Here is a 9,794-nt window from a genome sequence, read left to right as displayed (position 1 = left end):
CACTGTCCAGAATACCCTGACGGCCTGCATGGAACTGCCAGGCAGAGGCTTCAATCAGGTCAACCGGTCGACCACGGCCATTGGCGTAGATGCGGGCGAGGCGGTTCATGGCGATTGGATTACCTTTGGTTGCTGCGCGCTCGAACCAGTCTGCCGCTTCAGTCTCATTTGGGACAAGGCCTTCGCCTTTGAACAGCAGGGTTGCGTAGTAAATCTGCGCAGGGACCAGTCCGCGGCGGGCGGCTCGGCCCATCCAGAAGGCCGCGCGCAGTGGATCGCGGATTTCTTCCGGGCCATCCTTCAGGTAGATGCCAAGTTCCAGCATAGCGTCGGCATCACCGGTTTCTGATGCGCGTTCCAGCAGGTCTTTGATCTGCTTGGGATCATTGGGGCGGACTTTGCCTTCCTGGTGAAGGAGGGCGAGATTGTAGAGTGCTTCGGGGATGTTGACAGCAGCAGCTTTTTCCAGTTGCTGGGCTGCCTTGTCCTTGTCAGCTGTTGTGCCGGCACCTGCCAGATAGAGCAGGCCGAGGCGCAATGCTGCTTGCGGGTCACCATCATTTGAGGCGAGTTCATACCAGCTTGCGGCCAATGGCAGATCCTGAGGGACACCTCTGCCGGATTCGTAAAGCACACCGAGCAGCGTCTTGGAGCTGGTGATGCCAGCTTCTGCCTGACGGGTTGCCAGTGCCAGAGCTGTCAGATACCACCCGCGCTGAAATGCACCATAGGCCGGATCGCCTTTTATGGTCTCCGGCGTTGGAGAAACCTGCGGAATGAATGGTGCTTTAGAGAGAGGAGAGGGCAGCAGGATTGATCCGTTTGGATTATACGGATCAACTGTTCTTGCGCCTTGAGGTGTGGTTCCACCGCTCGGAGTTGTTTGTGCAACAGCCATGGCCTGTAAGCCGAGCAGACCGGTCACAGCTGCGACAGTTACGAGTTTGATAGAACCAGACAACTTCAAGATATCAGTCCTCAGCTTCCGCCAGTGTGTGTGTTGAGAGGATTGCATTGGCCTGCTCAACAGCTGCTTTTGGCCCTTCAGGGTGATTCCAGACAGCTTCACGTACTGCTACGAATTCAGCGCCAGTTTGGGCTGCGGTGTCAACTGAGGAAACTGAGGTGCCCGCCAGAATGACACATGGCGTTTCGAACACTTCAGACCACCAGTGACCATAGTCCAGTGATTTGCGATGTGGCTCTTCTTCCTGATTGAGTGAAAGCAGGCCGAAGAACATGTAATCGACGCCCATAGAAGCAACAGTCATTGCTTCGTGGCGTGTTTTGATGCCAGCGTGGCCGATGATGCGGTCTTCCGAGAAGGACTGCATGGCTTCTTCCAGATCCTTGTCAGAACCGGAAACGTGCAGGCCATCTGCGCCGGAGCGACCCATGATCTGGGTGTTGTTTTCAATCAGAACAGCAACTTCTTTGGCCTGTGCCAGTGGCACCAGACGCTTTGCAGCCGCCTGCAGGTCGCTTTCGTTTGCGTCCGGCATGGAGATCAGCAGGCTCGCAATGTCGCCACCTTCCAAAGCTTGATTGAGTTGTCTTTCGAATTCGTCGAGGTCAAAGGTTGGCGGTGTGACAAGATACAGACGCGGATGCACTGAGGTTGCTCCTGATAAAATTCCAGTAAAAAGAGATCATGGCGGTAGTGTAACCTACGTCAAGCCTCTGGCCCATTCATTGGGATAAGTTCTAAACAGCGTCTTGATCTCTTTTTCAAGAGGCTGTGTCAAATTCTAGGCAAAAGCGAGAATAAAACGAAAAGAGGGACCAAAAAGGCCCCTCAATCCAGAATAATGTAAGAACTAACTGTCTTATGCTTCCAAAGCAACAACGCCAGGTAGTGCTTTGCCTTCCAGCCACTCAAGGAATGCGCCGCCAGCAGTGGAGATGTAAGAGAAATCTTCACTTGCTTTTGCGTGGTTGAGGGCTGCAACGGTGTCACCGCCACCAGCAACAGTTTTCAGCTTGCCTTCTTTGGTGCGTGCTGCTGCATGCTGCGCTGCTGCAACAGTTGCCTTGTCGAATGGTGCGATTTCGAATGCGCCGAGAGGACCGTTCCAAACGAGGGTCTTCGCGGTGTCGATTTTTGCCTTCACAACTTCGATGGAAGCTGCGCCAACGTCGAGCATCATTGCGTCTGCAGGGATTGCATCGAGAGCAACAGTTTCGTTCTTGGTGTTTGCTGCAAATTCCCATGCAACAACAGCATCTGTTGGCAGAACGATTTCGCAATTTGCTTTTTCAGCTGCCGCCATGATGCGGATTGCTGTGTCAGCCAGATCGTGCTCGCACAGGGATTTACCGACGTTCACGCCTTTTGCCGCGAGGAAGGTGTTCGCCATACCGCCGCCGATGACCAGGATGTCTACTTTAGACACGAGGTTTTCGAGCAGGTCGATCTTGGAGGAAACCTTTGCGCCGCCAACAACTGCCAGAACCGGACGCTCAGGCGTGGAAAGTGCGGAACCGAGTGCTTCCAGCTCTGCCTGCATGGTGCGGCCTGCGAATGCAGGAAGCAGCTTTGCAATGCCTTCGGTGGAACCGTGCGCGCGGTGTGCTGCAGAGAATGCGTCGTTTACGTACAGATCGCCGTTTGCAGCCAGTGCTTTTGCGAATTCTGGATCGTTCTTTTCTTCACCAGCATAGAAGCGGGTGTTTTCCAGAAGCAGAACATCGCCGTCAGCCATTGCATCAACAGCAGCTTTGGCTACGTCACCGGTGCAATCAGTCGCGAAAGCAACTGGTTTGCCAAGCAGGTCTGCAACAGGGCCAGCAACAGGTGCGAGGCTCATCTCTGCAACGACTTTGCCTTTTGGACGGCCGAAGTGTGCGAGAAGGATGACTTTGCCGCCAGCCTCGGAGATTTCGCGGATGGTTGGCAGGACACGCTCAATACGGGTGGCGTCGGTAACGATGCCATCCTTCATCGGGACGTTGAGGTCTACGCGGACCAGAACACGTTTGCCGGAAAGTTCGGCATCGCTAAGAGTTTTGAAAGACATAAAAATCTCCGGAATTTCTGTCTGTGACCTTATACTGGTCGACTTACTTACAGAAAGACTTTGCGGAGTTGGTGATCAAATCTATGGGAGACTTCGCACTGAATGGTGCGGCTCAGGGATTGGATCACTCCGCACTGGTATATGTGAGAAAAAAGGGCCGCTTAAAAGCGGCCCCTTTCTGATTAGATGAGCTTTGCCATCGCAACAGCGGTGTCCGCCATGCGGTTGGAGAAGCCCCACTCGTTGTCGTACCAGGTGAGGATACGAACCATTGTGCCTTCCATGACCTTGGTCTGGTCCATGTGGAAGATGGAAGAGTGTGGGTCGTGGTTGAAGTCGCAAGAAACGTTTGGCACTTCGGTGTAACCAAGAACGCCCTTCAGTTCGCCTTCAGCCGCTGCTTTGATTGCTGCGTTGATTTCTTCTACGGAAGTTTCTTTCTTCGCGATGAAAGTCAGGTCAACAACAGAAACGTTTGGAGTAGGTACGCGGATTGCAACGCCGTCCAGTTTACCAGCCAGCTCAGGCAGAACCAGGCCAACAGCCTTAGCAGCACCTGTGGAGGTTGGGATCATGGAAAGAGCTGCTGCGCGGCCGCGGTACAGATCCTTGTGCATTGTGTCGAGAGTAGGCTGATCACCGGTGTAAGAGTGAACGGTGGTCATGAAGCCTTTTTCGATGCCAACCAGTTTGTCCAGAACGTAAGCTACCGGAGACAGACAGTTGGTGGTGCAAGATGCGTTGGAAACAACCAGATCTTCAGAAGTCAGGGTGTCGTGGTTTACGCCGTAAACGATTGTTTTGTCAGCGCCTGCTGCCGGAGCAGAAACCAGAACGCGCTTTGCACCAGCTTCCAGATGCAGGGAAGCTTTTTCTTTTGCGGTGAAGATGCCGGTGCACTCCAACGCAACGTCGATACCCATTTCACCCCAAGGCAATTCTTTAGGATCACGGATAGCGGTTACTTTGATTGGACCACGACCACAATCGATTGTGTCGCCGTCTACGGTCACTTTTGCAGGGAACTTGCCGTGTACGGAGTCAAACTGCAGCAGGTGTGCGTTCGTTTCAACCGGGCCGAGGTCGTTAATTGCTACAACTTCAATGTCGGTACGACCGGATTCAATGATTGCACGGAGAACATTACGACCAATGCGACCAAAGCCATTGATGGCTACCTTGACTGCCATTTAAGAACCTCTTTCGGTACGGCGCCTTAAAAAACGCCCTCGTTTTATATATTCGCCAGCTCTTGCCGGCCGTCTTCTGAGAGGCCTCTGGCTGAGAGGAGCCAGAAGCTTCATTAGTCAGCTTTAGGCGTTATCGCTATCGCCAAGGCGCTTTTCTGCCTCTTGGACCACTGCATCAGCAGTAATCCCGAAATGCTCATAGAGCTCCTGGTAAGGGGCGGAGGCACCAAATCCTGACATGCCTACGAAACCACCATCAGAACCGACAAAGCGATCCCAACCCATACGAACGCCCGCTTCCACAGCGATCTTCACCGGACTACCACCAATGATGGCATTCTTATATGCGTCAGATTGTTGCTCGAAGAGTTCGAAGCTAGGGACGGAGACCACACGGGTCGCAATTCCCTTGCCGTCGAGCTCTTTTTTCGCGTCGACTGCGATCTCAACTTCGGAGCCGGTTGCGAACAGAGTAACGGTCGCTTCTTCTTCACAATCAGCGATGATGTATGCGCCTTTGGCACACAGGTTTTCGCTTTCGTAGTGAGGACGAAGGGACGGCAGGTTCTGACGGGTCAGAGCCAAAACGCTTGGATTATCAGTGGCTTTCATTGCCAACTGCCAGCATTCCAGGGTCTCAGTGATGTCCGCTGGGCGGAAGAACTGCAGATCTGGGATACAACGTAGAGCAGCGAAGTGCTCCACAGGCTGGTGTGTTGGACCATCTTCACCCAAACCGATGGAGTCGTGGGTCATTACGTGAATGACGCGCTGCTTCATCAGGGCTGCCAGACGCAGAGACGGACGGCAATAATCGGAGAAGATCAGGAAGCCACCAGAGTAGGGGATAACTCCGCCGTGCAGGGCCATACCGTTCATTGCTGCAGCCATGCCGTGCTCACGGATGCCCCAGTGAATGAAGCGGCCGGAGAAATCGTCCGGAGTAACTGGTGGTGTATGTTCGGTGTTGGTGTTGTTGGAACCAGTCAGGTCAGCAGAGCCACCGATGGTTTCAGGCACAGCACCTGTGATCACTTTCAGAACAGCCTGGGACGCCTTACGGGTCGCAATTTTTGGCTGGGTGTCTGCAAGCTCTTTCTTGTAGGCGTCGATTGCTGCGTCGAAGCCGGATGGCAGGTCGCCACGGCAACGGCGCTCAAACTCGCCACGCTGCTCAGGGTTTGCTTCGTTGAAGCGCTGTTCCCACTCTTTACGAGCGTTTGCGGAACGCAGACCTGAGATGCGCCATGCATCGAGAACGTCGCTTGGTACTTCAAACGGCTCAGCAGACCAGCCAAGAGCTTCGCGGGTTGCTGCAATTTCTTCAGCGCCCAGAGGAGCACCGTGCACTTTGTTGGTGCCGGACTTGTTTGGAGACCCGAAGCCGATTGTGGTTTTCGCCGCAATCATTGTTGGCTTGTCGCTCTTGCGAGCTTCGGTCAGCGCTGCTTCGATTTCTTCCGGATCGTGACCATCGATGGAGATGGTGTTCCAGCCAGATGCTTTGAAGCGTGCAATCTGATCGGTGCTGTCTGACAGATCTACGGAACCATCAATGGTGATGCCGTTGTCGTCCCAGATGAGGATCAGTTTGTTCAGCTTGAGGTGACCTGCCAGAGAAATAGATTCCTGAGAGATACCTTCCATCAAGCAACCGTCACCTGCGAGAACGTAGGTGTAGTGGTTTACGAGATCTTTGCCGAAACGCTCTTCCTGCAGGCGCTCAGCGATTGCCATGCCGACTGCGTTGCCAAGACCTTGACCGAGAGGACCAGTGGTGGTCTCGATGCCTGCGCCATGACCGTATTCCGGGTGGCCGCATGTCCGTGCGCCAAGCTGGCGGAACTGCTGAAGCTGTTCAATGGAGAAGTCTTCGTATCCCAGCAGAAAGAGTGTGGAATACAGCAGCATGGATCCGTGCCCTGCGGAGAGCACAAAGCGATCGCGGTCTGCCCATTTCGGGGAGTTCGGATCAAACTTCAGAAACTTGGAAAACAGGACCGTTGCGATGTCAGCTGCACCCATTGGAAGTCCAGGGTGGCCAGATTTTGCTTTTTCAACGGCATCCATTGAAAGAAAGCGTATCGCATTCGCCATGCGAGAGTGCTTTTCGAGATCGGTCATCTTATTCCCGCTGTCGACCCGGCAGGGCAGCCGGTTCTTTACTAATAGCTAGTGTAAATTCGATGACAGTTGCCATAGTCTTTGCCCCAGACTAATGCGAATTGGCAGTTGTCCACGAACGAATAACGGAAGGAGACATAGCAGGTCAGAAAGTTGAGTCAATGAAACTGAGCTCTTCTGGTGCCGTTTATTGCGTAAGTTGAGCGCTTTTGAAATTTGAATAGCATTTGTCAACATAAGTTATGTTGCCAAGGTCTCTTTAATGAGTGAATTTGCTTAGCGTAAAATGCGTGTTCATTAGATTTTTATGGTGGCGAAGCTTGTGTTTTGTTCACGAATGTTGCGTCGGGTAATTTTCCGAGTCGAAGACCTTTGTAAGTTCTGTAATCACTGATAAATGAGATGGTTCTCGCACATTCCTAAGATATGATGTGAATAAAGCTCGACGATTCCCTCCAGCTAATGGATAATTGTCTTCCGCTTCCCTAGACGGGATTAGGTCGGGTTGCCATCTCCCAATGGTAACTGATGTTTTGGTGAGTACGGACACAGGTAGATGTCAGAGGTGAAGATGGATAGTGGGCAAGATCTGGATCATGCGCTGGATCGTATTACTGCCTCCATCACGAAGCTTGAGGGGGCGATACATCGCAGGACGTCCCGTGACAAGACCCTTGATGCGTTAGAAAACGACTTGCAGAGAATTGGTGAGGATCGAACACAGCTGGCATCAAAGCTTGATCAGGCCGAGGCGCGTGGTTCGCGACTTGAAGATGTCAACAAAGATGTTTCCCGCCGCCTTGTTGCTGCCATGGAATCCATTCGTACTGTTCTCGACGGACAGGAGAGCTAAGATCAATGGCGCAGATTACAGTTACAATCAATGATCGCAGCTTTCGCATGGCGTGTGATGATGGTGAGGAAGAACGGCTTCTCGGTCTTGCTCAGCGTTTTGACGACAGCATCAGTAGCCTGAGAGAGAACTTTGGTGAGATTGGCGATCAGCGCTTAACCGTGATGGCGGGCATCATGGTGACGGATCACCTTGCCGAAGTTGAGCGGAAATTGCGTGCCGCCGAAGGACGTATCGAAGAACTCGGGAAAGCTGAGGCTTCTGTTGAAGAGCGTCTGGCTGCGCAAGAGCAGCGGTATTTGAGCCGTATTGAAGAGCTTGAAAAAGAGCATCGTGAGAAAGAAGCCAAGATTGTCGCGCGCCTGTTGGAAAGCGCAGACAAGATTGAGCAGTTGAGCGCTGATATGGACAGCGAGCTGCGCGAAGACGAAAGCGCGGCTTAAGACCTCTTTGTTTCTTCTTTTATCTCGCCTGCCAGTTGGTCCGCTATTGGGCCAACAACCACCTGGACTGAGCCAGCAGCAGGTTTGATGACACCGTGAACACCGAGTTGCTTCAAAACCGCTTCATTGATGGCATCACTATCTACCACTTTCAGGCGCAACCGGGTTGCGCAGGCATCTATTTCCAAAAGGTTGGCTGAGCCACCCAAGGCTTCCAGATAAGCATGCGCTTTGCTGTTTGTTTCGGTTGGGTTGTCCGCTGTGTTATCCGTTTTTGTAGTTTCACGACCCATGGTCTTCAGGTCAAAAAGCTTAATAGTTGCCACGAACAGAAAGTAGTAGACGGCGAAGAATGCTGCTCCAACCGGGATTAGCAGGAGCGGTTTTGTGGAGATGCCGAAGTTGATCAGGTAGTCAAACAAACCTGCTGAGAAACCAAAGCCCAGCTTCACGCCCAGCACGTTCATCACAACCATAGAGACGCCTGTGAGGATTGTGTGGATCACGTAAAGTGCAGGGGCCAGGAACATAAAGGCAAACTCGATCGGCTCAGTGATGCCGGTCAGGAATGATGTGAGCGCCATAGAGAGCAGTATGCCCCCTACGACTTTGCGATTTTCTGGCTTTGAGCAATGGTACATGGCAAGGCATGCGGCGGGCAGCCCAAACATCATGACCGGGAAAAAGCCGGCCATGTAGGCTCCGGCGGTTGGATCTCCTGCGAAAAAGCGGTTCAGATCGCCGGTAACCACATCTCCTGAGGCGGTGATATAATCTCCCAGAATGAACCAGGCGATGTTGTTCAGGATGTGATGAAGGCCTGTGACGATCAGCAGCCGGTTCAAAGCGCCATAGAGGAACAAGCCCACATCACCCATATGCGTAATTGTGTTTGTGAGGGAGATTAAAGCCCTGTCAAACGAGAGCCAGCCATACCCAAAGAGAGCGGCAACGAGCAGCGCGGCGACGCCGGTCACGATGGGTACAAAGCGCCGGCCTCCAAAAAAGGCGAGGTAATCGGGAAGTTTGATATCCCGGAACTTGTTGTAGAGCAGGCCTGCCGTAATACCCATGATGATCCCGACCGGGACTGCAATACGACCTTCCATCTTGAGAGCTTGTTCTGGACTGAGCCCTGCCAGTTCAACAGCGCCTTGTTGTGCAACGAGGAAGCCGACCAAACCCGCCAGAGCAGCTGCGCCGTGATTCTCCTTGGCAAAGCCGACTGCGATACCTACAGCAAACAGCATGCCCAAATTGGCGAAAATTGCACTCCCTGCAGAGGCAACGAAGGGAAGATTAAGAAGGTCGGCTTGTCCAATGCGCAGGAGGATCGCTGCGACCGGCAGCACTGCAATTGGCAGCATCAAGGATTGCCCGAGCTTCTGAACGCCTGCAAATGCATTGTTTGACATTCAACTTTCCTTCCTCTCGATAAAACCCAGGGGCCTTGAAGTTCGGCTTCCTCTTCATGTGTCCTTATTTACGCGGAAACTATGAAGAAGGTGCCGAACGTGCCCTTGCGTTATGAAGGGTTCTCGGTGATCGAGTTAATAGTCTTGAAAAATTACCCGCATACGGGCTGGCGATACTTGTTTATGACAGTGGGCTACGCTTGATTTAATGGGAAGGTTGGATCTGAGGGGCTGGTAATTTTATTCGCTCTGGCCTATATCACCCATTGCGTTGCTGCGCGGTTCGTCAGGAGATACATATCCCCGGGGCCTTACGCATTCCTTTGGGAGCTGTTCCTTCCCTCGCTCGTGGGCTTGGGGACACGGCGCCCACCTACATAGTAGGTTCTCCGGGATTGCACACTCTCCAACGGCTGTTGTGGCGCGCTCTTATCTTTTTGTTTTCCTCTCTCATTTCAGTGATGCTCTCTTGCTTTGCGATTTTTCGCAGGCTGCATCATACTATGCTGGATTATGCAATAATGAGGTGAGTGTTGACATCCCAAGACATCGAGAATGCTGAGTGCAAGCTGGCCAAGCGTGAAGTCCGCAAAGCAGGACTTGCTGCGCGGGCAACTCTATCGCCAGTAGAGCGGATTGAGCGGTCGCTTGATCTTGTTGGGTATGCTGGTGAGCTTGGGGTGGAGCCGGGATCAATTGTTGCCGGGTTCTGGCCTATTCGGGATGAGGTTGATCCACGTCCACTGATGGAT

The 9,794-nt window shown here is 52.9% G+C and carries 8 protein-coding genes, 1 other RNA gene and 1 pseudogene; 4 read left to right on the top strand and 6 right to left on the bottom strand.

What is annotated here, in order from left to right; genetic code table 11:
- From PPL9_RS06895 to tkt, 5 genes are all read right to left on the bottom strand, one after another.
- Positions 1–967 (bottom strand): tetratricopeptide repeat protein (locus PPL9_RS06895; RefSeq protein ID WP_057461996.1); only part of this gene is annotated, 967 nt, incomplete at its 3' end.
- Between the two features lie 4 nt (positions 968–971).
- The gene (locus PPL9_RS06890; protein WP_057461995.1) at positions 972–1,613 is read right to left on the bottom strand and encodes a thiamine phosphate synthase; all 642 of its coding nucleotides are present in this window, start codon (positions 1,611–1,613) and stop codon (positions 972–974) included.
- Positions 1,614–1,826: 213 nt separating this feature from the next.
- Positions 1,827–3,017 carry a phosphoglycerate kinase gene (locus tag PPL9_RS06885; RefSeq protein WP_057461994.1) on the bottom strand — a complete coding sequence of 397 codons (1,191 nt, stop codon included), beginning with the start codon at positions 3,015–3,017 and terminating at the stop codon, positions 1,827–1,829.
- 182 nt (positions 3,018–3,199) lie between these two features.
- Complete coding sequence (gene gap / locus PPL9_RS06880) at positions 3,200–4,207, bottom strand: type I glyceraldehyde-3-phosphate dehydrogenase (protein WP_057461993.1); 1,008 nt, start codon at positions 4,205–4,207, stop codon at positions 3,200–3,202.
- Between the two features lie 123 nt (positions 4,208–4,330).
- Entirely contained in the window at positions 4,331–6,331 is a 2,001-nt protein-coding gene (gene tkt / locus PPL9_RS06875; RefSeq protein ID WP_057461992.1) for a transketolase, read from the bottom strand.
- Between the two features lie 571 nt (positions 6,332–6,902).
- Between tkt and PPL9_RS06870 the strand changes: the two genes are divergently transcribed.
- Together PPL9_RS06870 and PPL9_RS06865 are read left to right on the top strand one after the other, a co-directional pair.
- Entirely contained in the window at positions 6,903–7,184 is a 282-nt protein-coding gene (locus tag PPL9_RS06870) for a DUF4164 domain-containing protein (RefSeq protein WP_208980572.1), read from the top strand.
- A gap of 5 nt (positions 7,185–7,189) precedes the next feature.
- Positions 7,190–7,627, top strand: coding sequence for a cell division protein ZapA (locus tag PPL9_RS06865; protein WP_057461990.1), 438 nt, complete (start codon positions 7,190–7,192; stop codon positions 7,625–7,627).
- On the opposite strand, the gene nagE is transcribed toward PPL9_RS06865, so the two are convergent.
- Positions 7,624–9,042, bottom strand: a complete 1,419-nt coding sequence (gene nagE / locus PPL9_RS06860; protein ID WP_057461989.1) for an N-acetylglucosamine-specific PTS transporter subunit IIBC — start codon at positions 9,040–9,042, stop codon at positions 7,624–7,626. The two genes, PPL9_RS06865 and nagE, sit on opposite strands and share 4 nt — an antisense overlap.
- A gap of 268 nt (positions 9,043–9,310) precedes the next feature.
- Between nagE and ssrS the strand changes: the two genes are divergently transcribed.
- Positions 9,311–9,470, top strand: a non-coding RNA gene (gene ssrS / locus PPL9_RS30975) — 6S RNA.
- Positions 9,471–9,572: 102 nt separating this feature from the next.
- Positions 9,573–9,794: pseudogene (locus PPL9_RS31165) on the top strand (5-formyltetrahydrofolate cyclo-ligase); the annotation flags it as partial.

It is taken from the genome of Pseudovibrio sp. POLY-S9, assembly GCF_001431305.1.
Taxonomy (GTDB): Bacteria; Pseudomonadota; Alphaproteobacteria; order Rhizobiales; family Stappiaceae; genus Pseudovibrio.
Note: the sequence above shows the minus strand (reverse complement) of the source record. Positions and strands in the feature narration are given on the sequence as shown.

What these genes read in the sequence shown, in the direction of transcription:
- PPL9_RS06865 (WP_057461990.1), top strand. Translation starts at nt 7,190, where the DNA reads ATGGCGCAGATTACAGTTACAATCAATGATCGCAGCTTTCGCATGGCG.
- tkt (WP_057461992.1), bottom strand. Translation starts at nt 6,331, where the DNA reads ATGACCGATCTCGAAAAGCACTCTCGCATGGCGAATGCGATACGCTTT.
- PPL9_RS06885 (WP_057461994.1), bottom strand. Translation starts at nt 3,017, where the DNA reads ATGTCTTTCAAAACTCTTAGCGATGCCGAACTTTCCGGCAAACGTGTT.
- nagE (WP_057461989.1), bottom strand. Translation starts at nt 9,042, where the DNA reads ATGTCAAACAATGCATTTGCAGGCGTTCAGAAGCTCGGGCAATCCTTG.
- PPL9_RS06870 (WP_208980572.1), top strand. Translation starts at nt 6,903, where the DNA reads ATGGATAGTGGGCAAGATCTGGATCATGCGCTGGATCGTATTACTGCC.
- gap (WP_057461993.1), bottom strand. Translation starts at nt 4,207, where the DNA reads ATGGCAGTCAAGGTAGCCATCAATGGCTTTGGTCGCATTGGTCGTAAT.